Origin of the sequence: Alcaligenes sp. (genome assembly GCF_050255915.1) — a bacterium.
In the GTDB taxonomy this organism is placed as follows: Bacteria; Pseudomonadota; Gammaproteobacteria; order Burkholderiales; family Burkholderiaceae_B; genus Alcaligenes; species Alcaligenes aquatilis.
The window spans coordinates 57,963-82,327 of record NZ_JBFWIQ010000001.1 but is presented as its reverse complement, the minus strand read 5'-3'; the positions used below and the strand labels follow the sequence as shown (position 1 = coordinate 82,327).

At 57.8% G+C, this 24,365-nt stretch carries 20 protein-coding genes; 11 read left to right on the top strand and 9 right to left on the bottom strand.

All coding sequences use genetic code 11. From position 1 onward, the window contains the following. Positions 1-44 precede the first annotated feature (44 nt). Positions 45-1,193 (top strand): aromatic ring-hydroxylating oxygenase subunit alpha, encoded by a 1,149-nt coding sequence (locus AB7E06_RS00385; protein WP_094195733.1) that lies wholly within the window; start codon positions 45-47, stop codon positions 1,191-1,193. 153 nt (positions 1,194-1,346) lie between these two features. Here the strand turns inward: AB7E06_RS00385 and AB7E06_RS00380 are convergent, their stop codons facing one another. The 3 genes from AB7E06_RS00380 to ettA form a co-directional block, all read right to left on the bottom strand. Beyond that, positions 1,347-1,574: a glycine zipper 2TM domain-containing protein gene (locus AB7E06_RS00380; RefSeq protein WP_094195732.1), complete on the bottom strand. Its 228-nt coding sequence runs from the start codon at positions 1,572-1,574 to the stop codon at positions 1,347-1,349. Positions 1,575-1,699: 125 nt separating this feature from the next. After that, the gene (locus AB7E06_RS00375; protein ID WP_427954670.1) at positions 1,700-2,236 is read right to left on the bottom strand and encodes an isochorismatase family protein; all 537 of its coding nucleotides are present in this window, start codon (positions 2,234-2,236) and stop codon (positions 1,700-1,702) included. 10 nt (positions 2,237-2,246) lie between these two features. Beyond that, entirely contained in the window at positions 2,247-3,920 is a 1,674-nt protein-coding gene (gene ettA / locus AB7E06_RS00370; protein WP_009455087.1) for an energy-dependent translational throttle protein EttA, read from the bottom strand. Between the two features lie 162 nt (positions 3,921-4,082). Here ettA and AB7E06_RS00365 point away from each other — a divergent pair, with 162 nt between their 5' ends. Then, positions 4,083-4,580 (top strand): hypothetical protein, encoded by a 498-nt coding sequence (locus AB7E06_RS00365; RefSeq protein WP_321267857.1) that lies wholly within the window; start codon positions 4,083-4,085, stop codon positions 4,578-4,580. A gap of 117 nt (positions 4,581-4,697) precedes the next feature. On the opposite strand, the gene AB7E06_RS00360 is transcribed toward AB7E06_RS00365, so the two are convergent. Both AB7E06_RS00360 and AB7E06_RS00355 read right to left on the bottom strand, forming a co-directional pair. After that, positions 4,698-5,621 carry a glycosyltransferase family 2 protein gene (locus AB7E06_RS00360; RefSeq protein WP_406611762.1) on the bottom strand — a complete coding sequence of 308 codons (924 nt, stop codon included), beginning with the start codon at positions 5,619-5,621 and terminating at the stop codon, positions 4,698-4,700. A gap of 257 nt (positions 5,622-5,878) precedes the next feature. Beyond that, positions 5,879-6,007, bottom strand: a complete 129-nt coding sequence (locus AB7E06_RS00355; protein ID WP_003803595.1) for a hypothetical protein — start codon at positions 6,005-6,007, stop codon at positions 5,879-5,881. 225 nt (positions 6,008-6,232) lie between these two features. Here AB7E06_RS00355 and uvrA point away from each other — a divergent pair, with 225 nt between their 5' ends. From uvrA to AB7E06_RS00340, 3 genes are read left to right on the top strand one after another with little or no spacing between them, the layout of a single operon-like run. Then, on the top strand, positions 6,233-11,932 hold the full coding sequence (uvrA, locus tag AB7E06_RS00350) for an excinuclease ABC subunit UvrA (protein WP_406611761.1): 5,700 nt from the start codon (positions 6,233-6,235) through the stop codon (positions 11,930-11,932). Next, positions 11,905-13,017, top strand: a complete 1,113-nt coding sequence (gene pabB, locus AB7E06_RS00345; RefSeq protein ID WP_406611760.1) for an aminodeoxychorismate synthase component I — start codon at positions 11,905-11,907, stop codon at positions 13,015-13,017. The genes uvrA and pabB overlap by 28 nt, the downstream gene beginning before the upstream one ends. 10 nt (positions 13,018-13,027) lie before the next feature. Then, complete coding sequence (locus AB7E06_RS00340; protein ID WP_094195726.1) at positions 13,028-13,678, top strand: aminotransferase class IV; 651 nt, start codon at positions 13,028-13,030, stop codon at positions 13,676-13,678. On the opposite strand, the gene AB7E06_RS00335 is transcribed toward AB7E06_RS00340, so the two are convergent. Beyond that, positions 13,655-14,455, bottom strand: a complete 801-nt coding sequence (locus tag AB7E06_RS00335) for a tRNA threonylcarbamoyladenosine dehydratase (protein WP_427954665.1) — start codon at positions 14,453-14,455, stop codon at positions 13,655-13,657. The two genes, AB7E06_RS00340 and AB7E06_RS00335, sit on opposite strands and share 24 nt — an antisense overlap. 252 nt (positions 14,456-14,707) lie before the next feature. On the opposite strand from AB7E06_RS00335, the gene AB7E06_RS00330 reads away from it, so the two are divergent. The 5 genes from AB7E06_RS00330 (at position 14,708) to purU (ending at position 18,656) form a co-directional block, all read left to right on the top strand. After that, a complete protein-coding gene (locus tag AB7E06_RS00330) occupies positions 14,708-15,379 on the top strand; it encodes a gamma-glutamylcyclotransferase (protein WP_427954663.1) in 672 nt (223 codons plus the stop codon). A 9-nt stretch (positions 15,380-15,388) separates the two neighbouring features. Continuing rightward, entirely contained in the window at positions 15,389-16,021 is a 633-nt protein-coding gene (pdxH, locus tag AB7E06_RS00325) for a pyridoxamine 5'-phosphate oxidase (RefSeq protein WP_094195724.1), read from the top strand. Positions 16,022-16,060: 39 nt separating this feature from the next. Beyond that, entirely contained in the window at positions 16,061-16,573 is a 513-nt protein-coding gene (locus tag AB7E06_RS00320; RefSeq protein ID WP_094195723.1) for a flavin reductase family protein, read from the top strand. Positions 16,574-16,660: 87 nt separating this feature from the next. Beyond that, positions 16,661-17,776 (top strand): NAD(P)/FAD-dependent oxidoreductase, encoded by a 1,116-nt coding sequence (locus tag AB7E06_RS00315; RefSeq protein ID WP_346549060.1) that lies wholly within the window; start codon positions 16,661-16,663, stop codon positions 17,774-17,776. A gap of 25 nt (positions 17,777-17,801) precedes the next feature. After that, on the top strand, positions 17,802-18,656 hold the full coding sequence (gene purU, locus AB7E06_RS00310) for a formyltetrahydrofolate deformylase (protein ID WP_166727032.1): 855 nt from the start codon (positions 17,802-17,804) through the stop codon (positions 18,654-18,656). Positions 18,657-18,975: 319 nt separating this feature from the next. Here the strand turns inward: purU and ggt are convergent, their stop codons facing one another. Both ggt and AB7E06_RS00300 read right to left on the bottom strand, forming a co-directional pair. Next, a complete protein-coding gene (ggt, locus tag AB7E06_RS00305; protein ID WP_264672447.1) occupies positions 18,976-20,721 on the bottom strand; it encodes a gamma-glutamyltransferase in 1,746 nt (581 codons plus the stop codon). Beyond that, positions 20,718-21,599, bottom strand: a complete 882-nt coding sequence (locus tag AB7E06_RS00300) for a LysR substrate-binding domain-containing protein (RefSeq protein WP_108728047.1) — start codon at positions 21,597-21,599, stop codon at positions 20,718-20,720. The genes ggt and AB7E06_RS00300 overlap by 4 nt, the downstream gene beginning before the upstream one ends. 301 nt (positions 21,600-21,900) lie before the next feature. Between AB7E06_RS00300 and AB7E06_RS00295 the strand changes: the two genes are divergently transcribed. After that, on the top strand, positions 21,901-23,094 hold the full coding sequence (locus tag AB7E06_RS00295; RefSeq protein ID WP_427954659.1) for an acyl-CoA dehydrogenase: 1,194 nt from the start codon (positions 21,901-21,903) through the stop codon (positions 23,092-23,094). Positions 23,095-23,430: 336 nt separating this feature from the next. On the opposite strand, the gene AB7E06_RS00290 is transcribed toward AB7E06_RS00295, so the two are convergent. Beyond that, positions 23,431-23,877 carry a MaoC family dehydratase gene (locus AB7E06_RS00290; protein WP_094195718.1) on the bottom strand — a complete coding sequence of 149 codons (447 nt, stop codon included), beginning with the start codon at positions 23,875-23,877 and terminating at the stop codon, positions 23,431-23,433. Positions 23,878-24,365 lie beyond the last annotated feature (488 nt).

The following is a 24,365-nucleotide window of genomic DNA, read 5'->3' as shown; positions in this document are numbered from 1 at the left end:
AATGCCCCCAGAGGCCTGGCTTATTGACCCATGCGGAGGGAATCATGACCGAGCTCGGTCAGATGGCACGTCTTGTGCCCGCTCACCCCCAGCTTCCTGTTAGCGCCTATTTTGACCATGCTCTGTTCGAGCGCGAACAAGAGCGTATTTTTCAGCAGTCCGCCTTATACGTCGGTAATGAAAAACTCGTTCCCGAGCCCGGCGACTGGCGCACCTTGATTCAGGAAAATGCCGCCCGTACGCTGATACGGAGCCACCACGGCGTAGAACTACTCTCTAACGTCTGCAGACACCGTCAGGCCCTGATGCTAGGTGGCATGCCCGGCCAACCTAATCAGGCCAGCCATGGCTCCCTGAGCAGCACAGGAGGCAACATTGTCTGCCCCTTGCACAACTGGACTTATAGCGCTCAAGGCAACTTGCTGGCGGCACCTCGCTTCAAAGACAAACCCTGTCTGAACCTGGAGCGCTACCCCTTGCAGGACTGCCATGGCTTGCTGTTTGAAGGCCCACGCGATCCAGCCAAGGATATGGCCCCCTTATTCAGCCGCCCCGAGTTCGACTTTCAGGACTATGTGCTCGATCACGTCGAAATCCACCAGTGCAACTACAACTGGAAGACCTTCATCGAGGTCTATCTGGAGGACTATCACGTCGCCCCCTTCCACCCCGGCCTGGGTCAGTTCGTGACCTGCGACGATCTGGAGTGGGAGTTCAGCGACTGGTACAGCCTGCAACGAGTCGGTGTGCATCAGGCTCTGGCTAAGCCGGGCTCACCCACCTATCGCCAATGGCATGACAATCTACTGGCCTACCGTCAGGGCGAGGCACCGGACTTCGGTGCAGTCTGGGTAACCTATTTCCCCACCCACATGATCGAGATCTACCCGCACGTACTGGTGCTCTCCACGCTGTACCCCAAGGGGCCGCAGGAAACCATGAATGTGGTGGAGTTTTACTACCCGGAAGACATCGTGGCCTTCGAGCGGGATTTTGTAGAAGCACAACGCGCCGCCTATATGGAGACCGCAGTAGAAGATGACGAGATTGCCGAGCGCATGGATGCTGGCCGCCGCGCCTTGATGGAACGCGGGGTATCAGAAGTTGGCCCTTACCAGTCACCCCTGGAAGATGGCATGAAGCACTTTCACGAGTGGTATCGTTCCATGATGGATGAGGATGCGTACCGATAGATCCGGACATGCCTGTCAGAAATCGCGCACAGGCACAGCAGCAAACGCCTGTTGAGCGCATCATGAAAAAAGCCTCAAGGTCGGGATCCATTCCCAATGCCTTGAGGCTTTTTGCTTCGGCGAGCGTGTCAGCTCAACCAAACAATCTTCAATTTAACGGTTCTTGCCGACCTGGTCGCCAATCACACCGCCAATCGCTGCGCCGCCCACAGTGCCCAGTACGCCGCCGCCAGTAATCACCGCCCCGGCCACGCCACCTACACCAGCGCCTGTAACGGCCCCCTTCTGACGCTTGCTCATACTATCCCAGGAAGAGCAGCCCGCCATCACGACGGCTAGAACCGTGGCCATACCTACTTTAGTGATAGTCGTCATTTTCATCCGTAAACCTCCGTGAAGTCTCCGTGCTTAACACGGCGTTAAAGTCTATCTTCACCCTATGGAGCAGATTAGTCCAGACCTGATTGTTAGGTAACGCAACAGATGTAATTCAGCTTTTGTTCAGTTTATTTAATCAAGGCCAGAACCTGCTTGAATGCGGGGTTAGCTGGCGTTTCCAGCCATTCAAACATGGCCATTTCAGCGCTAACGCGCTCCAGTCCGTGCATCGCCCAGCGATCCAAGGCGGCCTGGCGGGACTGGGGATGACGCGAGCCGACGCAATCGCCGACCAGTACCGGCTCATAACCACGCTCCATCAAACCCAGGCCAGTTTGTAACACACACACATGAGACTCTGTACCCAGTAACAAAACGCGCGTGCGTCCTACCGGCAAGGCGGGCAAAAAATCGGTTTCACGCGTGGCATCGAAATGGGTTTTATGCAGCACTTTGTCTATGTGGGGCAACAAGGCTGGATCAGTCGGGCCGATTTTCCCAGCCCAGTGTTCGGTTGCCAGAACCGGCACCCCTAAAAGACGGGCCGCCTGTGCCAGCTTCCCGGCCCGTTCGACCAAGGCTTGGTGGTCTGCAATGGCAGGCAACAAACCCGTTTGCATATCAACAATCAAGACGAAAGACTGGTGGGCATTGAGCACAGGCATGGCACTTTCCTTATTTCAGGGACTTGTAGCGGATACGACGGGGTTTGGCAGCATCTTCGCCCAGACGTTTTTTCTTGTCTGCTTCGTATTCCTGATAGTTGCCATCAAAGAATACGACCTGCGAATCACCCTCGAAAGCCAGAATGTGGGTGGCGATACGGTCCAGGAACCAGCGATCGTGACTGATCACCATGACCGAGCCGGCAAACTCCAACAAGGCGTCTTCCAGGGCACGCAAGGTTTCCACGTCCAGATCGTTGGACGGTTCGTCCAGCAGCAAGACGTTGCCACCAGCAATCAGTGTCTTGGCCAGGTGCAAACGACCACGCTCCCCGCCGGACAGATTGCCCACGATCTTGTTCTGATCCGCGCCCTTGAAGTTGAAGCGGCCCAGATAAGCACGTGATGGCATTTCAAAGCGGCCCACCGTCAGCAGGTCAGCACCATCGGCAATCGCATCAAACACGGTTTTTTCATTGGCCAAGGCATCACGCGACTGATCCACATACGCCAGCTTGACGGTCTGGCCCAGTTTGACCGTACCGGAATCAGGCTGCTCTTTACCGGCCAGCATGCGGAACAAGGTGGACTTACCGGCACCGTTAGGACCAATAATCCCGACGATGGCACCCGCTGGCACCTTGAAGCTCAGATTGTCGATCAGCAAACGATCGCCATAGCCCTTGCTGACATTTTCAAACTCAATCACCTCGTTACCCAGACGCTCGGCCACCGGAATAAAGATTTCCTGGGTTTCGTTGCGCTTCTGGTATTCATGCGAGGACAGTTCCTCAAAGCGGGCCAGACGGGCCTTGGCTTTAGCCTGACGTCCCTTGGGATTCTGGCGTACCCATTCCAACTCTTTCTTGATAGTGCGCTGGCGTGCGCTTTCCGAAGCCTCTTCCTGCTTCAGACGATCATCTTTTTGCTCCAGCCAGGAGCTGTAGTTGCCCTTCCAAGGAATACCGTGGCCACGGTCCAGTTCCAAAATCCACTCGGCAGCATTGTCCAGGAAGTAACGATCATGGGTTACTGCTACAACCGTGCCGGGGAACTGGCGCAGGAACACTTCCAGCCAGTCCACACTTTCAGCATCCAGGTGGTTGGTGGGCTCGTCCAGCAGCAACATATCGGGCTTGGACAGCAGCAACTGGCACAAGGCCACGCGGCGTTTCTCGCCACCTGACAGATTGGCAATGGACGCATCCCAAGGTGGCAGACGCAGCGCATCGGCCGCGATTTCCATCTGGGTTTCGATGTCGTCAGCACCGCTGGTCGCGGCGGCGGCAATAATGGATTCCAGCTCGGCCTGCTCTGCCGCCAAAGCGTCAAAGTCCGCATCGGGCTCGGCGTATTCGGCGTAGACCTGTTCCAGACGCTGGCGCGCCTCGAACACCTGGCCCAAACCGGCCTGCACAGCTTCGCGCACGCTGTGTTCGGGGTTCAGTTGAGGTTCTTGTGGCAGGTAACCGATCTTGATCCCCGCCATGGGGACGGCTTCGCCCTCGATTTCGGTATCTACCCCAGCCATGATCTTGAGCAAGGTGGACTTACCCGAGCCGTTCAGGCCCAGCACACCAATCTTGGCACCTGGAAAAAAGGACAAGGAGATATTGCGCAGAATCTGCCGCTTGGGCGGCACAATTTTACCCACGCGGTTCATCGAATAAACGTATTGAGCCATATAAACCTAAAAGGGAAAAACAGGTCGTGTTCGGAAAACTGGGATTGTAGGCTTTTGGCGCCCAAAAGGCGCGCTTCTGTCTGGTCCAGAACGAAACACCCGGCCTGAATGCAGGCCTGTCTCAGGTAATATACTCACTTTTGCCGACAATCCAAAAACGCTATGTCCACACCTGACGCCCCTGAACTTGTATTTACCACTGAAGAGATCGAAACCCTGGGCCGCACTGCCGATGCGCTGAGCGCCTACCTGGGTCGCGCCGTACTGGCCGAGATCGTGGGCGCAGAAGAAACCGGCTTTGAATGGGTCATCTTTGCCATGCCCCTGGACAAGAACGAGGACGAAAGCGAATTCACAGTGGTTCAGGTCGGCGGCGCGCAGGCCCGCATCGTGGGCAACCGCGGTGGCCTGGACCCCAAGGACAATGCTGTCTACGCCTGCCGTTACCTGTGGGCCATCCAGTTAAGCGATGCCGAGCCCGTGCGCTTTATCAAAGTGGATGAAGAAGGCGAGGAAGTCGCCTGGACAGAAACCCTGGAAGAATTGCTGCCGTTCGCCTTGAGCGAAGATGCCTTTGCTCCCGAAGACGATACGGACGAAGACGACGACGATGATGATGACAGCCCGGAACCGGGTGTTCACGGTCATACCCTGCACTGATCGTGTCCGGCTCAATTGCCCGAATCTGATGTAAAAGCCAGGGGGCCGTGTTTTGACACCGCCCTACCTGTCGCAATGGTGCGCCCCGCTCCCTGTAATAACTAGAGCCCCATAAGCTCAGGCCCGCCGCTTGTCGCGCAGATATAAAGCGACACCTGCCGGCCACATCAAAGCGACCAACAAATAAGAGGCCAGGCCTTTCAAGCCATAGCCTGGTGGTGGTTTGCGCCCGCTGGCGCGCAAGTGCAGCCCAAAGCGCGTGTAACGTGCGGCAGCCATCAAGAAAGCCTTGGGTTCGTAACGAAACCAGGGCAGGCACTTCACCACCGTATCCTGCGCCAGCAGCCACAAACCCAGTGCATGTTGCTGACTGGTCTTGCCTTGTACCGACAAAGAATCCGGGCTGTCGTGATAGACACGAAACACGGTATTTACGAAACGGTTTTTATAGCCTACCCGGGCAATGGCACGCCATACCAGGCTTTCAGGCACAAAGCCTTCGATCTGATCAGGAAAGGGAAACTTGCGCAGCACAGCGGTGCTCAAACAGCCAAACTTTTCGCCCCGCACGTGGTAGCGAAAGCTCATGTCCAGGGAGCTGGCATCAAAGACATCCTGGGGAAACATATCCCCGACAACCTTGCCATCCGGACGCACACACAGACCGGTAATGCCTGCATAGCCTGCCCGCTCTGAGGCGGGGATGTCGGCCCAGATCTGCGCCATGTCGTAGAGCGCATTGACCAGCAAGGTGTCATCACTGTCCAACGCGACGATCAGTTCTCCTTGGGCCAGGGCCACGCCGTGATTGAAAGCAGCCTTTTTGTGACGATTTTCCTGCCAGACATAGCGAATTGGAAAGGCAGCCTGCTGTTGCCAGCCCTCTACCAGCTCCCGTGTGCCATCCGTGGAGCCGTCATCAACCACAATCCACTCAAAGTCCTGACAGGTTTGCTCGCACAGTGAACAGTAGACGCGCTCCAGCGTGTGAGCGCGGTTATAACTGGGTGTCAGAACAGTGAATAAATGGCGCCATTCCATGAGCTAATGTCCCCAAAATATGCAATCAGCCGTTTTGATTATTATTACGGGCAACGCTTACTTCTGCATGAAGATGACACCATCATAAGGCAAGCTTCTTCTTGGACAAGGTACGATGTGCAACAGATTTTCCGAACTCGCAGAAAAATCAAACGCGCACAAAAAAACCACAGGCAAGCCTGTGGTTTTTTTGCTGCTGGCTGTGATTTCAAGCTGGAAAATCAGATTCCTGCCTGCCCACCGCCCAAGCCAGGCACTTAGACGCGCTTGACTTTTTCCAGCATTTTGAAAACGCCCTTGGGTGCGCGCACAAACAGACGTTTGAATGCTTTACCCAGGCAACGACGCTCCAGCGTGTTGCGGCGAGTGCGTTTGATTTCCGCCATGGTGATCTCCGATCTTAATGTAAGCCCTGCCGGATGATCCCGACAAAAGCGCAATAGCTAACCAGAAATTCTACCGTAATCCGCGTTAAGATACAAAGGCTAGAGTGAGCATCCCTGGCAACACCTTGCTGGCATATACCGCTCTGACTGGCGCATGGGGCCTGTTTGACAGGCCTTTTCGCTGCCGCTTTCCCACCCAGCCCTCTCCAGAAAGCCGACCTTGCCATGAGCTCAGAAATTCGCATTTTTGGCGCCCGCCAGAACACTCTGAAAAACCTGAATGTACATATCAAAACGGGCGAGTTACTGGTTATTACCGGCGTTTCCGGCTCAGGCAAAAGCTCGCTGGCCTTTGACACCCTGTATGCAGAAGGTCAACGGCGCTATGTGGAAACCTTCTCTCCCTATGCACGCCAGTTCCTGGATCGCATGGACAAGCCCCAGGTCGATCGCATTGAAGGCATTCTGCCCGCCATTGCCATTGACCAGGTGAACCCGGTGCGCAACTCGCGCAGTACCGTGGGCACCATGACGGAGCTGAACGATTACATCAAGCTGCTGTACGCCCGTCTGGGCGAGCTGTATTGCCGCCAGTGCGCCCAGCCTGTACGCCGCGACAATGCCGACAGCATCGCCAAACAGATTCGCCAACTGGCGGTAGACCACGACGACCCCCGTCTGGTCCTGACCTTTGCCGTCAAGGTTCCGGCCAACTTCACGCAGCAAGAGATTGAAACCTTGCTGCATCAGCAGGGCTACACCCGCCTGCACCACGAAGAGACGCAGACCATCACGGCCAGCAGCACCAAGAAAGGCAAAAGCAGCAAAGCCGCCCCCACAGAACAAAAGCTTCTCTATGTGATCCAGGACCGTTTTCGCGTCAGCTCGGTAGAACCGGAACGTTTCATGGAGGCCATTGAAGCCGCCCTGCGTCATGGCCAGGGCAAGCTAACTGTCTATGCCTCGGCCAGTGCCGACGGTCCGGAAACTGCTTGGCGTTTCAGCCAGGGCCTGCACTGTGCACAGTGTGATATTGAATACAGCACGCCGGTTGCCAGCACCTTCTCCTTCAACTCGCCCTTGGGCGCCTGTGAGTCCTGCCGTGGCTTTGGCCGGGTGATGGGGATTGATTACGGTCTGGTCGTTCCCGATCCCAGCAAAAGCCTGCTGGAAGGTGCGATCCGTCCGTGGCAGACGGCCAGCTACAAAGAATGTCAGGTCGAGATGGAGCGCTACGCTCCGGCGGCCGGTGTACGTCTGAGCGTGCCCTGGAAGGACTTGAGCCAGGAAGAGCGCGACTGGGTGATTAATGGCACCCCGGACTGGAAGGGTGGCAATCAAGCCTGGAAAACCCAGTGGTACGGCGCCCAGCGTTTCTTTGACTGGCTGGAATCACGCGCCTACAAAATGCATGTGCGTGTGTTGCTGTCCAAATACCGCAGCTACAACACCTGCCCGGCCTGCGCCGGCTCTCGCCTGAAACCCGAAGCCAGCTTGTGGCGTGTGGGCGATCAGGCCGCCCCCGCCGATTCCCGCTACCCACGTTTCATGCCCGTGCATTCCAACTGGCTGCGCGAGCAACTGGATGCCATGCCCGGCCTGAGCGTCCCGGACCTGATGCGCCTGCCTATCGAGCACGTGCGCACATTTTTCCGTGGCCTGCACTTTGGCGACGCACGCGATGCAGCTATCGATCTGCTCCTGAAAGAAACACTATCCCGTCTGGATTATCTGTGCGATGTGGGCCTGTCCTATTTGTCCCTGGACCGCCAAAGCCGCACCCTGTCTGGCGGCGAAGTACAGCGTATCAACCTGACCACGGCGCTGGGCACCTCGCTGGTGAACACCTTGTTCGTGCTGGATGAGCCTTCGATTGGTCTGCACCCGCGCGACATGCACCGCATTATTGAAGTGATGCACCGTCTGCGCGGCAATGGCAACACCTTGGTGGTGGTTGAGCACGACCCACAAGTGATGGTGGCTGCCGACCGTATTCTGGACATGGGCCCCGGCCCTGGCGAGCGTGGTGGCCAGATTCTGTTTGATGGTTCGCCCCAAGCCTTGCGCGGCGCGCAAACGCTGACTGGCCGCTACCTGAGTGGCGAGCTGAGCATCGAATCGCCCCGCCCAATGCCGGTGGCCGAGAACACGCCCCGCCTGCTGCTGGAAGACGTCAGCGCGCACAATCTGCGCCATATCTCCGTGTCCATTCCGCTAGGCCGTCTAGTCTGCGTGACGGGCGTATCCGGCTCGGGCAAATCCACGCTGATTCAGGACGTGCTCTACCCGGCCATCCTGAAACAACAAGGCAAACCGACCGAAGCCCCAGGCCCTTACGGCGCCTTGCTGGGTGCCGAGCAAATTGCCGAAGTGGTGATGGTGGACCAGACACCTATCGGCAAGACGGCCCGCTCCAACCCGGCCAGCTATGTCGGTGCCTTTGACCCTATCCGCAAGCTGTTCGCCCAGGCTCCTCTGTCCAAAGAACGCAGCTACACGCCCGGCACCTTCAGCTTCAATAGTGGTGATGGCCGCTGCCCGACGTGTGGTGGGACGGGCTTTGAACATATCGAAATGCAGTTCCTGTCCGATGTGTACCTGCGCTGCCCGGATTGCGATGGCAAACGCTTCCGCCCCGAGGTGCTGGAAGTGCGTATCGAACACTTTGGTCGCAGCGCCTCGATTGACGAGGTACTGGACATGACCGTGCATCAGGCCATGGAATTCTTTGAAGGCCTGCGCGATGTGCAAACCGGCCTGGCGCCGCTGGCCGATGTGGGTCTGGATTACCTGAAACTGGGCCAGCCTGTGCCCACGCTATCGGGCGGTGAGGCACAACGTCTGAAGTTGGCGGCTTATCTGGCCCAGGCTTCGCGCACTCGTTTGAGTCAAGTGAAGGTCGCCAAGAAAGGCAATCTGTTCCTGTTCGACGAGCCCACCACCGGCCTGCACTTTGACGATATTGCCCGCCTGATGCGCGCCTTCCGCAAGCTGTTGGCTGCCGGCCACAGCCTGCTGATTATTGAGCACAACCTGGATCTGATCCGCGCGGCCGACTGGATTATTGATCTGGGCCCAGAAGGTGGCGAACATGGTGGTCAATTGTTAGGCGCGGGAACACCGGCGGACATCATGGCCCTGGAGCACTCGCACACCGGCCATGCCCTGAAAGAATACGAGCAAGCCACCATAGGTTCAGGCTCGGCTCTGTTCCAGGAACCTGCGGTGGACTACAAGGCCAGCTCGGGCGGCAGCAACGATGGCCAGATCGCCATCCTGAATGCGCGCGAACACAACCTGAAAAACATCTCGGTACACATCCCGCACAACACCTTCACGGTGGTGACGGGTGTATCCGGTTCGGGCAAATCCACCCTGGCCTTCGACATTCTGTTTAACGAAGGCCAGCGCCGCTATCTGGAATCCCTGAATGCTTATGCCCGTGCCATTGTGCAGCCAGCCGGTCAGCCCGATGTGGACGCGATTTACGGCATTCCGCCCACTGTTGCCATTGAGCAGCGCACCAGCCGGGGGGGACGCAAATCCACCGTGGCGACCATGACGGAAATCCACCACTTCCTGCGCTTGCTGTATGTGAAGCTGGCCACCCAATACTGCCCGGACTGCCATGTGCCTGTGGCCCCGCAGACCGCCGAGCAAATCGCCGCACAACTGCTGCGTGATCACAAGGGTGAGCATATTGGTTTGCTGGCTCCCTTGGTCACGGCCCGCAAGGGGTACTACACCGACCTGGCCAAATGGGCGCAGGGCAAGGGCTATACGCATTTGCGCGTGGATGGCGAGTTCATCCCCGTCAACCCTTGGCCCCGTCTGGACCGTTACAGCGAACACACGCTGGAACTGCCGGTGGCCGACTTGATCATTGACCCTCGCCACGAACTGCAACTGCGCCAAGCCATACGCGAAGCGCTGGAACTGGGTCACGGCTCCTTTAGTGTGCTGGCCCCCTTGACGCCGTCGGGTGCCATGTCTCTGGAGCAACGCCGACAAGGTCAACCGCTGTCCAATGCCAGCCAGCAACATTTCTCCGTCAAACGGGCCTGCCCCTGCTGCGGCACCAGCTTCCCCGAGCCGGACCCGCGCATGTTCTCCTACAACTCCAAGCACGGCTGGTGCAAGGACTGCTTTGGTACGGGTTTGAAGCTGACTGGCTTCGACCAGGAACAAACGGGCGAGGAAAACAACTGGAACAACGGCTACGATGGCGAAGCGGTGGAATGCCCAAGTTGCCATGGTCAACGCTTGAACCCGGTCTCGCTGGCGTTTGAATGGCGCGACCAGTCCATTGCCAAGCTGGCCGGTCTGCCCGTGGACGAGGCACAGACTTTTTTTGGCAACCTGAACATGAGTGGCCGCGAAGCCGATATTGCGCGCGACATTCTGAACGAGATACGTAGCCGTCTGGACTTCATGCATGAAGTGGGCCTGGGTTATCTGGCGCTGGATCGTGCCGCCCCCACCTTATCGGGTGGTGAGGCCCAGCGCATCCGTCTGGCCGCCCAATTAGGCTCGAACCTGCAGGGCGTGTGCTATGTGCTGGACGAGCCCACCATTGGCTTACACCCCCGCGACAACCAGATTCTGCTCAACGCCATGGCGCGTCTGGAAGGCAATGGCAACACGCTCGTGGTCGTTGAACACGACGAAGACACCATACGCCGTGCTCAGCACATTATTGATATGGGCCCCGGTGCCGGCAAACGAGGGGGTGAAGTCATCGCCCAGGGCACACTGGCAGAAATCGAGGCCAACCCCAATTCGCTGACTGGCCGCTATCTGCGCGAACCACTCAAACACCCCATGCAGACACGCCGCCCTGTTCAGGCCGATGTGCCCATGCTAACGGTGCACGATGCCAGCCTACACAACCTGAACAAGGTAAAGGCCGGTATTCCACTAGGCAAGCTCAGTCTGGTAACGGGCGTGTCGGGCTCCGGCAAATCCACCTTTGCCCGTGATGTGCTGCTGGATAATTTGCAGCGCGTTGTCGGCAGCAAAGAAAAGCCTGTGTGGCAGGGTTGCGCCAGCATCAGCGGCTGGGAAAGCCTGGACCGCGTGCTGGAAGTGGATCAGACCCCGATTGGCAAAACCCCCCGCTCCTGCCCGGCCACCTACATCGGCTTCTGGGACGAGGTGCGCAAACTGTTTGCCAACACCAACGATGCCCGCCTGCGGGGCTGGAGCGCCTCACGCTTTTCCTTCAATACCGGCGATGGTCGCTGCCCCTTGTGCGAAGGCCAAGGCATGCGCACCCTGGAAATGAGCTTCCTGCCGGACGTAAAGGTGCCTTGTGACGCCTGCCACGGCCAGCGCTTCAATCCGGAAACACTGGCGGTGACCTGGCGCGATGTCTCCGCCGGCCAGCTTTTGCAAATGGATGTGGACGAAGCTGTTGAATACTTTGCCGCACATCCTAAAATATTGCGCCCGCTGCAATTGATGCAAAGTGTGGGCCTGGGTTATCTGACCCTGGGCCAACCCTCCCCCACCCTGTCCGGTGGCGAAGCGCAGCGCGTCAAGCTGGTCAGCGAACTGGTCAAGGCCCGCCTGGACGAGGGCCTGACCCGTACGGGCCGCGCCTACAAGGCGCCGCATACGCTATATGTACTGGACGAACCCAGCGTGGGCCTGTCCATGGCAGATGTGGAAAAGCTGATTGTGGTGCTGCACCGACTGGTCGATGCCGGTCACACCGTGCTGGTCATTGAACATAATCTGGATTTGATTGCCGAAGCAGACTGGATTGTCGATCTGGGCCCCGAAGGCGGCTCGGGCGGCGGCAGGTTGGTGGTGCAAGGCACGCCAGATCAAGTACAAGCCAACCCTGCCTCGCATACCGGCATGGCCTTGGCGGAATTTTTAAAGGAACACGGCGCATGTATGGCCGATTTGAAGACAGACTAAAAGGCTATGCGCTGGAAATGCAGGGCTACCTGGGCCATATCCAGGCCCGTCGCCCTGAAGACTTAAGTACTGCTTTTGAGAACATCGAACAAGCTCGACAGGCGGGCCACTGGGTGGCCCTGGCACTGGACTACGAACTGGCCGAACTGTTCGAACCCCGTCTACCCGCTCGTGATACTGCGCCACATGCGCTTCTGAACGCACTGGTATTTGAACAGGCACAGGAAGTGGCGTTATGGGATAGCCAGGCCACACCCGAGCTGACGGTCAAACTGCCAATCAGCCAGCAAGACTATCGGGATGCGCTGGCCCAGGTTCAGCAGGGTTTGCAGGCCGGAGATTTTTACCAGATCAACTACACCATGCCCTTGAACATTCAATCAGGCATGGCTCCGCGTGATCTCTATACCGCACTGGCCAGCCGCCACCCGGTGGCCTACGGTGCTTATCTGGATCTGGGTGATCGCCATATCCTGTCGCTGTCACCCGAGCTGTTTCTGGAAAAACGTGGGAATACCGTGCGGACCCGCCCCATGAAAGGCACACGCCCGCGCGATACCGACCCTGTTCAAGATCAGAAAAACGCCCAGGAGCTGCAAAGCAGCCTGAAAGACCGGGCCGAAAACCTGATGATTGTGGATTTGCTACGTAACGATCTGGGCCAAGTGGCCCGCACCGGCACCGTGCAAACCACCAGCCTGTTCGATGTAGAGCAATATGCCTCGGTCTGGACCATGACTTCCAGCATTCAGGCCGAAGTCGAGCCGGATTGCACGCTGGAAGCCTTGCTACGCGCCCTGTTCCCCTGTGGTTCGATTACCGGCGCCCCAAAGCTGGCCGCCATGCAATGCATACGTCAGCTGGAGACGCAGCGACGCGGTATTTACTGTGGCTCGGTAGGCTACCTGAACCCTAACGGCGACCTGTCCCTGAATGTCAGCATCCGCAGTCTGGAGCTGGACAATCACGGCCAAGGAAGGTTTGGCGTGGGTGGTGGCATCGTTCTGGACTCGGACCCAGACCAGGAGTGGTTGGAGTGCTTGTGGAAAGCACGTGTATTGCAGGCCCCTGTAACACTGACTTAAAGGCAGCATCATGAGCCAAAGCAAACCTGAATTGATAGAAACCTTGCGGGTAGACGCAGACGGCCAGATCCCCCTGTTGGAACTGCATCTGGAACGCGTGGCGCGCAGTTGCGCGGAATTGGGCTACGACTGGGACGCACAAACCTGGCTGCAAGCCATGCATACGGCGCTGGGCCAGGCTCCCGTCAATACTCCCTTGCGGCTACGCATTCTGTGGAACGCAAAAGCCAGTGCGCAGGCCGAGGCGCAGGCCTTGCCCGCTCTGGAAGGGCCCTTGCAACTATGCCTATCCAAGACCCCTTTGCCGGCCCAGGACCCACTGCTCTCTCACAAAACCACGCATCGCCCCTGGTATCAGGACGCCGCTGCCCTGCTGGAAAAGCATCCCCAACTTTTTGATGTAATTTTTCTGGATACGCAAAACCGGGTTTGCGAAGGCAGCCGCAGCAATATCTATATCCAGGATGAGCAGGGCCACTGGTGGACGCCACCCGCACAAGGCTGGCTCCTGCCTGGTGTGCAACGACAGGCGCTCCTAAATAGCGGTCTGGCGCGTGAAACGGAGCTTTTTCTGGATGACTTGCTGCATGCACGGGCGATTCGTATTTCGAACGCCCTGCGCGGCTGGCAGAACGCCTTACTGGTTCAGAATCCGGTTTAAGGCGTAGTCGGCGGCCTGCATCCCCATGCTGGCCGTAATCGTCACTCCGGAGCCATAGCCTGCGCAGGCCAAACCTTGCAGGGCACCGTCTTCAGCCTGAGTCCAGTTTTGCGGCAAACGGGTTTCCTGCTCGAACCACAAGCAATCCACTCCCATGCGGGGTACACGCTTCAAGGCACGGCCCTGGGCATCGCTGCCACGCGCAAAGCCATGCTGCTTGCGCAGGATCTGCCGCAGTTTGCCTAACAGGGCATCGTGGCGTGCCACCGACAAATCTCCCCGGCGCAAGGTTAAAGGGTCGGTTTTTCCGCCCGCCCCGCCACAACTCAATAAGGGGACGTTCAAACGCCTAGCCTGCAAGATCAGGGCGATCTTGGCACTGGCCTGATCGGTGCAATCCAGAAATACGTCGGGGCGCTGTTCCATCAGGCTGGCCGCATTGTCCTCGGTGACAAAATCCTCGATCAATTGCAGTTGACAGTGTGGATTGATCTGCGCAATGCGCTGGGCCATGGCTTCAATCTTGGCCATCCCCAAAGTGCTGTCCAGGGCAGGCAATTGGCGGTTGATGTTGGACTCGGCAATATTATCCAGATCAATCAAGGTGATTCGGCCCACGGCAGAACGGGCCAAAGCCTCCACTGCCCAGGTCCCTACGCCCCCGATACCCGCCACCATCACATGGGCGGCAGCCAGACGCTCACGCGCGCCGGCTCCATACAAACGATCCAAACCACCGAAGCGGCGTTCGGCATCCATGTTGTGCTGCTCTGTCATGCAATCTGTCCATCACCGGCCCATGCGGCCAAACCCGTTCATTCTACGTCTAATTGCGCCTGCCCAGCCCCGGAAACAGGCCTTATGCTCTGGTGGCTTGACGGCGCTCTGCCAAATAGCAACACTCATATAAGCAAATTAGTATTTTTCCTTAGTTATCAGCGGCAAAGCCCGCTACAGTGGACTGTGCTTGCTCTACAATTGCCATAGGTTTCAAGCATCTGTGATTTTGGCTTACCACTTCTTTACGCCGTGAACATCGATTCTATTTCCGCCTCGCCTTCCACCGTACCCACACCGTGCAGCTTTCGTGTCCTGACTGACGAAGAGCGCAACGCCTCTTTGCGTCAATCCCTGGAAGAGGCGCAATGGTGTGAAAAACAAGACCTGTGGGTCTACGGCTACGGCTCCCTGATCTGGCGTCCCGATTTTGAATTTGCCGAGCAGCGCCAAGCCTTGCTACGCGGCTACCACCGGGCGCTGTGCTTGTGGTCACGAATCAACCGTGGAACGCCCGAGCAGCCCGGTCTGGTCTTTGGGCTGGATGTCGGTGGTTCTTGCCGTGGCATGGCCTTCCGTATTCCTGCCGAAAGCGTACCCAAAGTATTCGATGCCCTTTGGCTGCGCGAGATGCCCAGCGGGGCTTATATCCCCCGCTGGTTGCGCTGCCGCACCAGCCAAGGCGACATTCGCGCCCTGGTCTTTACCATGAACCGCAAGACCGATGCTTACGTACCCCGTATGCCGGACGAACAGTTGCGACAGGTGGTGTATTCGGCCCAGGGAACCAACGGCCCTTGCATCGAATACGTCATGGAAACCGCCTCGGCGCTGCAACGCTCTAAAATTCTGGATAAACGCCTGCAATCAGTGGTTCAATTACTACAAAGCCAGACTGCACTGCTTAATCCTCAACAAGCCTAAGAGCGCCCCATGTCCCTTGCCGATTTGCGTAACGAATACGAACGCTTTTCCCTGAGCGAAAACGAACTGTGTGCCGACCCTCGCCAGCAATTCCAACGCTGGCTGGATCAGGCCATTGAACTGAAGGAAGTCGAACCCACGGCGATGACGCTGGCCACGGTGAACCCAGAAGGTCGCCCATCGGCGCGCGTTGTCCTGCTCAAAGCTTACGATGAGCAAGGCTTGGTGTTCTTTACGAACTACCTGTCTCGCAAGGGAACGGACCTAGACCACAACCCTTGGGCCAGCCTGTCCTTTTTCTGGTCTTCCATGCAGCGACAGGTGCGCTTTGAAGGCCGCATCAGCCGCATCAGCGCGGCCGAATCCGACGAATACTTTCACAGTCGTCCTCTGGGCTCGCGCATTGGTGCCTGGGCCTCACCACAAAGCCAACCCATCAGCCGCGCAGAGCTGGATGCCCGTGCCAAGCAGTACACTGAAAGCTTAGGTGAACATCCCGCCCGCCCTGAACACTGGGGTGGCTTCCGACTGACTCCAGACCATGTCGAATTCTGGCAAGGCCGTGCTTCGCGCCTGCACGACAGGCTGGTGTTCGACCGCAAGGACCCATCTGATTGGCAGGTGAGCCGACTGGCTCCTTAACACGTTCCCTTGGGGACGCCTGCCCTCAGACTCGATGCAATGACTGTTTTTTCTTCTACTTTCGATAGCGACTTCTTTCGTTCGGCACTGGGCCGTTTCGCCACAGGCGTGACGGTCGTGACCGGCGCCAATAAAGACCATCCGGATCAGGCCATTGGCCTGACCGTCAGCTCCTTTAACTCTGTGTCTCTGGACCCGCCTCTGGTGCTGTGGTCGCTGGCCAAACGCTCCCAGTCCCTGCCGCATTTTGTGGATGGTAAGGGCTATGTGATTCACGTTTTAGGAGCCAGTCAGCTATCGCTGGCCAAACGCTTTGCCTGGGGCAGCCAGGCCGAGCGCTTTCACGATCACCCCACTAAACGCTCCCCGCACGGCTTACTCATGCTGGACGACGAGCGTTGCAGCGCCTGGTTTGAGTGCAAGCCTTATGCCGTTCATGAGGCCGGCGACCACCTGATCTTTATCGGTGAAGTCACCCATTGCGAACGCAGCGCTCACCAGCCCCTGATCTACCACGCGGGCGACTTTGACCTGACCCCTTCCCTGGCGTGACAGGGTGTTGCAAGGCGCCCCTGACGAGGGCTGCATGGCAGGAGTACACTACGCCTTTTGCTCTTACACGCCAATAAGGTCCTGATCATGGCAAACGACGTTGATTGCATAGTGCTGGGAGCAGGGGTAGTAGGTTTAGCCTGTGCCCGACAAATGGCCCAACAAGGCATGGAAGTTCTGCTGATCGAGCAAACCGCCAGCATTGGCAATGGCGTCAGCTCGCGCAACTCAGAGGTCATACACGCGGGCATTTACTACACTCCCGGCAGCCTGAAGGCCCGCTTGTGTGTAGAAGGCAAAGCCCAACTGTATGACTACTGCCAGAAACACCATATAGACCACGCCCGTTGCGGCAAACTCATTGTGGCGACCACGCCCGAACAACAAGCCGATCTGCTGAAGCTGCAGGCGCAAGCGCGTACCTGTGGAGTGGACGATTTGCAGTGGCTGGATGCGGCCCAAGCCCAGGCTCTGGAGCCGGCCTTGAATTGCAGCGCTGCCCTGCTTTCCCCTTCTACCGGCATTGTGGACACCCATGCCTTGATGCTGGCTTTGCAAGGCGATGCAGAGAATAACGGTGCTCAGTTGGTTTTCAATACGCCCTTTGTCAGTGCTCGTGTCCTGCCCGGACAAGGCTTTGAAGTACACGTCGGTGGCGCAGAGCCGTTCAGCCTGACAAGCACCTGCCTGATCAATGCGGCCGGTCTGGGCGCTGTCGCCGCTGCACGCCAGATCGAAGGGCTGGATGCCAGCCATATCCCGAACGCCTATCTGTGCAAAGGCAGCTATTTCTCGTTGGCGGGTCGCTCCCCCTTCAAGCACCTGATTTACCCCATGCCCAATAAAGCCGGACTGGGTGTGCATCTGACGCTGGATCTGGCCGGTCAGGCCCGCTTTGGCCCGGACACCGAATGGGTGCAGGATGAGAACTACGATATGGACCCGCAACGAGGCCACTCTTTTTACGCCGCCGTGCGCGAGTACTGGCCCGCTTTACCCGATAACAGCCTGAACCCCGCCTATAGCGGCATCCGGCCTAAAATTGTGCCCGCCGGCCATGCGGCTGCCGACTTTGTCTTTTCCGGGCCTGCCACCCACGGCGTCCCCGGACTGCTGAATCTGTTCGGCATCGAATCCCCTGGCCTGACCGCGTGTTTAGCGATTGCACGTCACGGCCAGGAAACCCTGGCCCAGGCAGCTTAAAAACTTTTCTGAAATCTTTACAATACTGTTGATGAACGATTACATCTTGACCCTATCCTGCCCGGATCGTACCGGCATTGTCCACAACGTTTCGGGCTGGCTGCTTGAGCAGAACGGCAACATTGTTGAGGCACAGCAGTTTGGCGACGCCGCCACCAACCGCTTTTTCCTGCGCATCCAGTTTTCCCTGCCTGAAAAGCAGGACGTGAACGCATTGCAAACCAGCTTCGCGCCCATTGCCGAAAAATTCAGCATGGATGCCAATATTTATGACGCCCAGCGCAAAGCCCGCCTGCTGATTCTGGTCAGCCGCCAGGGCCACTGCCTGAACGATCTGCTGTTTCGCGCCCATAGCGGCCAATTGCCGGTTGAAATTGCGGCCGTGGCTTCCAACCACACCGACCACGCTGGCCTGGCTTCCTCCTACGGCATTCCTTTCCATCACCTGCCTGTGACACCGGAAACCCGTCCCCAGCAAGAGCAACAGATCATCGACCTGGCTCGTGACCTGAAGATTGATCTGGTTGTGCTGGCCCGCTACATGCAGATTCTGTCCACCAATCTGTGTCAGTCCCTGTCTGGCCGCGCCATCAATATCCACCACAGCTTCCTGCCCAGCTTCAAGGGCGCGCGTCCCTACCACCAGGCTCATGCTCGCGGTGTGAAGATTATTGGCGCTACTGCTCACTATGTGACGGCGGATCTGGACGAAGGCCCGATCATCGAACAGGACGTGGAACACGTCACCCATGCTGTCAGCCCAGCTGAGCTGACCCAGATCGGTAGCGATGTGGAGTCTCTGGTTCTGGCCCGTGCCGTGCGCGCCCACGTTGAGCACCGTATCTTGCTGAACGATCAGCGCACCGTGGTATTTCGCTAAGCGACACGATCAGGTCTGTCTCAAGACTTAAAAAAAGCCCTCAATGCTGTGGATATAGATCCACGCATTGAGGGCTTTTTACTGATCACCCATTTTTTCAAAAGCCAGACGACTTGAGCCTGCTAGCTACTTGGCAATTAGCTCTACCAGCCTCTGGCAGCGATCGACTGCTGTCTCTGCCAATCTCTGACGAGTATCTGCTTCACATCGCCAACAGCCTCTCCCGAATACTGACTGCTTCCCCAAGTCCGCCACGCGCTTGCAGCATGTCTCGTAAGCAAGACCATGTTTACCTGGGGTACACGGCTACAAGCTCTGCTTACTGCCCTAGCGCCAAGCCTTCCCGCCGAGGATCTACCCCCGCCTCCAGTCCTTCCTGGGTCCAGCGAATCACATGCGTACCGCTGGGAAAAGGCTGCTCTCGTACTTCATGACCCATCGCTCTCAAAGCTTGGGCCTGCGTGGTCACCGCCGTTCCCGCTTCCAGCTCGGTCGCCCAGTTGCGGCTGCCGTAATGCGGCAGGCTGACTGCCTGTTGAGCATCCAGATCCCACATCAACATGCCGGTCAGGGCCTGAGCCACGTAAGGAATGATGGCACTGCCACCCGGTGAACCCAGGGCAATGACTGGACGCCCCTGTTGCAACACCATCATCGGGGCCATGGAACTGCGTGGACGCTTACCTGGCTCCACCCGATTCACAGACAGGCGTCCCATCTCGTCCTTGGGACTCAAGGCAAAGTCCGTTAACTGATTGTTCAACAAAAAACCACGCACCATGATTTTGCTGCCAAAAGCAGACTCTATTGACGTGGTCATGGATACCACCTGCCCCTGAGCATCCGCTACGGATAAATGCGTGGTGGACGGCAGCTCGGGCGTGTTGTCACTGGCGGCTTGTGAGTCAGCCAACGGCTTGCCCGGTTGAGCATGCCCCATGGAACGGTCTGGCTGGATCAAGGCAGCGCGTGATTTCAGATACGCTGGAGCCAGCAAAGCCTGCTGGGGCACAGACACAAATGCCGGATCCGCCACCCAGGCATCCCGATCCGCAAAAGCCAAACGCCCTGCTTCAGAAAAATAATGAATCGCTTCCACAGATTGCGGTTCTGCGTCAGCAATGGGGGTGTGCTGCAAGATGCCCAGCATCTGCATCACACTGATAGCCCCCGAGCTGGGTGGTGCCATGCCACAGAGCGCCAACTGCTGCCAGTCCATACAGAGGGGTTCACGTCGCAGCGCACGGTACTGCTTCAAGTCGGACTCTGCCAAGTCACCCGCAATCGGGTCGGCGGCAACGGCAGCCACCATATCCTGGGCAAGCTCACCTTGATAGAAAGCCTGTGCGCCCTGTCTGGCCAAAAGGCGCAGCACCTGGGCGTATTCCTTGTTCTGTAAACGATGGCCGACGGGCCAAGGCCTGCCCTGTTCGTCCAGAAAATAGGCGCGTGTAGCGGCCTTGTCTGCCAGCTCAGGATTATCGGCAATCAAGGTATTCAAACGGGGGCTGACCTCAAAGCCGACCTCGGCCAGCTCAATCGCCGGATCAAACAAATTCGCCCACGGCAGCACGCCACCATCTTTATGCATCAACTCCAGGGCACGCAGCAAACCCGGTACGCCTACCGAACGACCACTATTGACCGCCTGTTTGAAGGACATGGTTTGGCCGTCCAGCTCGAAGCGATCCAGACTGCTGGCTGCAGGCACGGTTTCCCGTCCGTCATAGCTCATCAAGCCGGTCTTGGGCTGAAACATCAGTAAAAAGCCGCCGCCGCCAATACCGGAGGACTGTGGCTCGACCAGCCCCAGCACCAACTGGGCCGCAATGGCCGCATCCACCGCACTGCCGCCCTGGTCCAGAATGCGCAAACCGGCCTGAGTAGCCAACGGATTGGCCGTCACCACCATACTTTTTTGTGTGACGAGCTTGTCACGTTGCACGGCCCTGCTGGCGGTCTCCGGATTCAAATGCTGGCTGGCCGCTTCCCGAGCATGCGCAGGCAGCACCAAGGCTAGGGTCAAGGCCGCCGACAGCAACGCCGGTTTCCAGTGCAATCTCATGTATTCTCCTTTTCGTGCTCAAGCAGCCATTGTTCCAGCAAACGCACCGCCTCGCTGGGTTCATTGGCCGTGGGGTAACTAAAAAAGTAAGCCTCACTCACTGGCATGGCATGGTCCAGCGGCATAATCAGCTCGCCCTGCTCCAGCGCCTGCTGCACCAAAAAGCGCGGCATCAAAGCCACTCCCATATCGGCATGCAAGGCCGCCATCACCAGGCTGAACAGCTCATAACGCGGGCCGGAGCTGAGGCGCAGATCCGGCTCCAGCCCGGCAGACCGATACCAGTCCGACCAGCTATCGGGGCGTGTAGACATATGCAAGTGAATCAGCTTTTGCCAGTGGCCACTGGCAGCCAGCGTGGGCGAGCACACCGGCACCAGCTCGCCTTCGTCAAACAGCTTGATACCCTCGGTTTGGGGCCATAACTGCCGTCCATGATAAATGGCGGCATCAAAGGGATGGTCGCCAAACTGAAACGGAGTGGTACGCACAGACAAACTGACCGTAATGTCAGGATATTGCCGGGAGAAACGGGCCAGACGCGGCATCAACCACACCGTGGACAAGGTAGGCAGCACCGCCAGATGAATGCTGCGGCCCACGCCAGCACGCGCAATCAGGCTGAAGGTGTCTTTGCCGATTTGCTCCAGATGGTGACGGATACGGGCGGCATAATCGCGCCCCGCCGGGGTCAGCACCAGACGCCGCCGCACCCGCGTCAGCAAAGTCACACCCAGACGCTGCTCCAAGCCGCTTACCTGCCGGTACACCGCACTATGCGTCAAGGACAATTCCTCGGCCGCACGGGAAAAGGTCCCCAGGCGGGCCGTCGCCTCAAAGGCCTGTAATGCGCCCAGACTGGGCACGCCTTGTCTCATTAGACACTCTCCTGATTGTGAAACCTCTTCCCTGCCCACCCGTCGCTAGGCGGGATCGTTACGCCAGCACACGACATTGTGCAATTTTATCAATTGATTTGTGCGCTTTATGCACATTATGCTGAGACCTTACATGGATATCGCTTGTGCGCAGCCGCCTGACCATGCGCCACCTCTAACGCTATTGCCCACCGTTGCCAGTGCCAGCGATACTCACATGGCTCTTTTCTATTTCCCAGACCGATGGCGCCCATGTTGGCCCCACTTAACTGACCGTCTTTGATCTTCCCGGAGTACCTCTATGTCTGCCAATCCCTCTTTTCATTGGGACGACCCTCTGCTACTGAATCAGCAGTTGAGCGATGAAGAACGTATGGTGCGCGATGCCGCCCATGCCTATGCGCAGGAAAAGCTGTTGCCGCGCGTGCTGCAAGCCTTTCGTCACGAGCAGACCGACCCCGCTATCTTTGCCGAAATGGGCGCGCTGGGCTTGTTGGGAGCCACCATTCCTGAAGCCTACGGGGGTGCCGGTCTGAACTACGTCAGCTACGGTTTGATCGCCCGCGAAGTGGAGCGTGTGGATTCGGGCTACCGCTCCATGATGAGCGTACAGTCCTCTTTGGTGATGGTGCCGATTTTTGAATTTGGCAGCGAAGAGCAGAAACAGAAGTACCTGCCCAAGCTGGCCAGCGGGCAATGGATTGGTTGCTTTGGCCTGACTGAACCCAATCACGGTTCGGACCCCGGCGCCATGGAAAGCCGCGCTGTCAAAGTAGACGGCGGCTATCGCCTGAGCGGCAATAAAACCTGGATTACCAACTCCCCCATTGCCGATGTGCTGGTGGTTTGGGCCAAAGTCGTGGGTGGTGAAGACGACGGCAAGATCCGTGGCTTCATGCTGGAAAAAGGCATGAAAGGCCTGTCCACCCCGGCCATTCACGGCAAAGTAGGCTTGCGCGCTTCCCTGACCGGCGAGATTGTCATGGCCGATGTGGACATTGCAGACAGCCAAATGCTGCCGCATGTCTCGGGTTTGCGTGGTCCCTTCACCTGCCTGAACTCGGCCCGCTTCGGGATTGCCTGGGGTGCCTTGGGTGCGGCCGAATCCTGCTGGCATACCGCCCGCCAGTACACCCTGGACCGCAAACAGTTTGGCCGCCCCTTGGCCGCCAATCAGCTGATTCAGAAAAAGCTGGCCGATATGCAAACCGAGATTACGTTGGCATTGCAAGGCTGCCTGCGTCTGGGGCGCATGAAAGACGAAGGCACGGCGGCGGTGGAAATTACGTCCATCATGAAACGCAACTCCTGCGGCAAGGCACTGGATATTGCCCGTCTGGCACGCGACATGCTGGGCGGCAACGGCATCTCTGACGAGTTCGGCATTGCCCGCCATCTAGTCAATCTGGAAGTGGTGAACACGTACGAAGGTACTCACGATGTCCACGCCCTGATTCTGGGACGTGCGCAAACCGGGATTCAGGCCTTTTTCTAAGCGAAGCTCAATAAGGGCAAAGCAAAAAGCTTTGCCCTCTTTCATTCAGAATCTAATCAAACTTGCCGATTACATGCGGTGGGAGCGCATCGCCAGCTTGCATCCTTTTTACACCAAGCAAGCTCAAGGTAAAAAGTGTCCTCCAGGCAAGCAGTCTGCGAACCGTGTCGCGTGGCGACTTTTCTCTTACCACCGCGCCGTTCCCAAGATACCCCCTTCAGAGCGAGTAAGCCCAAAGCGTAGCGCGGAAGTTTTCTCGTGTCGCCAAGCCGTTCCAAAAATAAAAACCGGCCCCTCGAAGAGCAACAGGCCAAATAGATAAGTGGGTGGTCTTTCTTAGTCTTGTAAAACCTTCAACTCAAACATACTGGTGGCTTCCAGCTCCAGCACCCGTTCATCACGCTGGTTAAACACATCCCAATTCCAACGGATGATGCCTAAATCTGACCGGCTGCTGGACACACGCTTCGATATAACGGTGGCCTCCAGACGGATAGAGTCACCTGCCCGTACGGGCAGCACCCAGCGCAAACGTTCCAAACCTGGCGAGCCAAAGGACTCGGAGTCGTGCAAAGCAGAATCCACAGCCATGCGCATGGCTTTGCCACAAGTGAGCCAGCCGCTGGCAATCAAGCCGCCCCAATGGCCTTCTTCGGCTTGCTTATCGTCAATATGAAAGGACTGCGGATCGTATTTCTGGGCGAAATCGAGCATCTCTTCGCGAGTCACAGGTACAAGTGGGTGCTTGATGACCATACCCACTTCAAATTCAGCAAATTTCATGTTGTGGTGCAATGAAAAAGAGCCCCCACGCTGCACCTTCGGCTTGCTGCCCCCCCAAGGGGGAGCTTTTGCCTTGGGGCGGCCCGGCGGCAAAAAAAAAGCCCCTCGCTACGCCTTCAGCTTGCTGCCCCTCCAAGGGGAGCTTTTGCCTTGGGGCGGCCCGGCGGCAAAAAAAAGCCCCCTCGCTACGCCTTCGGCTTGCGCTCCACCTCGCGGCTTGTATGCCGCTCGGATTCGCTAGGCACACAGCAGTCCGCAATGGACTGCTGTGTGTCCAGGCTCATCCCCAAGGGGGAGCTTTTTGCCTTGGGGCGGCCCGGCGGCAAAAAAGACCGAGAGCGCCACTCTACCATCTCTGTCAAAATTTGCAGCACCTGCCCCTAAAGCGCCACAAACCGCAGCAAACTGTCCACATCGGGTATCGGGAAAAGCAAGCCTGTGCGTCCTCTACCAATCTATGGCATAAAGAGAGTTTCCTAATTACTTGA

Coding starts and splice junctions, on each gene's coding strand:
- AB7E06_RS00385 (WP_094195733.1), top strand. CDS start 45: ATGACCGAGCTCGGTCAGATGGCACGTCTTGTGCCCGCTCACCCCCAG.
- AB7E06_RS00380 (WP_094195732.1), bottom strand. CDS start 1,574: ATGAAAATGACGACTATCACTAAAGTAGGTATGGCCACGGTTCTAGCC.
- AB7E06_RS00375 (WP_427954670.1), bottom strand. CDS start 2,236: ATGCCTGTGCTCAATGCCCACCAGTCTTTCGTCTTGATTGTTGATATG.
- ettA (WP_009455087.1), bottom strand. CDS start 3,920: ATGGCTCAATACGTTTATTCGATGAACCGCGTGGGTAAAATTGTGCCG.
- AB7E06_RS00365 (WP_321267857.1), top strand. CDS start 4,083: ATGTCCACACCTGACGCCCCTGAACTTGTATTTACCACTGAAGAGATC.
- AB7E06_RS00360 (WP_406611762.1), bottom strand. CDS start 5,621: ATGGAATGGCGCCATTTATTCACTGTTCTGACACCCAGTTATAACCGC.
- AB7E06_RS00355 (WP_003803595.1), bottom strand. CDS start 6,007: ATGGCGGAAATCAAACGCACTCGCCGCAACACGCTGGAGCGTCGTTGC.
- uvrA (WP_406611761.1), top strand. CDS start 6,233: ATGAGCTCAGAAATTCGCATTTTTGGCGCCCGCCAGAACACTCTGAAA.
- pabB (WP_406611760.1), top strand. CDS start 11,905: ATGTATGGCCGATTTGAAGACAGACTAAAAGGCTATGCGCTGGAAATG.
- AB7E06_RS00340 (WP_094195726.1), top strand. CDS start 13,028: ATGAGCCAAAGCAAACCTGAATTGATAGAAACCTTGCGGGTAGACGCA.
- AB7E06_RS00335 (WP_427954665.1), bottom strand. CDS start 14,455: ATGACAGAGCAGCACAACATGGATGCCGAACGCCGCTTCGGTGGTTTG.
- pdxH (WP_094195724.1), top strand. CDS start 15,389: ATGTCCCTTGCCGATTTGCGTAACGAATACGAACGCTTTTCCCTGAGC.
- AB7E06_RS00320 (WP_094195723.1), top strand. CDS start 16,061: ATGACTGTTTTTTCTTCTACTTTCGATAGCGACTTCTTTCGTTCGGCA.
- AB7E06_RS00315 (WP_346549060.1), top strand. CDS start 16,661: ATGGCAAACGACGTTGATTGCATAGTGCTGGGAGCAGGGGTAGTAGGT.
- ggt (WP_264672447.1), bottom strand. CDS start 20,721: ATGAGATTGCACTGGAAACCGGCGTTGCTGTCGGCGGCCTTGACCCTA.
- AB7E06_RS00300 (WP_108728047.1), bottom strand. CDS start 21,599: ATGAGACAAGGCGTGCCCAGTCTGGGCGCATTACAGGCCTTTGAGGCG.
- AB7E06_RS00295 (WP_427954659.1), top strand. CDS start 21,901: ATGTCTGCCAATCCCTCTTTTCATTGGGACGACCCTCTGCTACTGAAT.
- AB7E06_RS00290 (WP_094195718.1), bottom strand. CDS start 23,877: ATGAAATTTGCTGAATTTGAAGTGGGTATGGTCATCAAGCACCCACTT.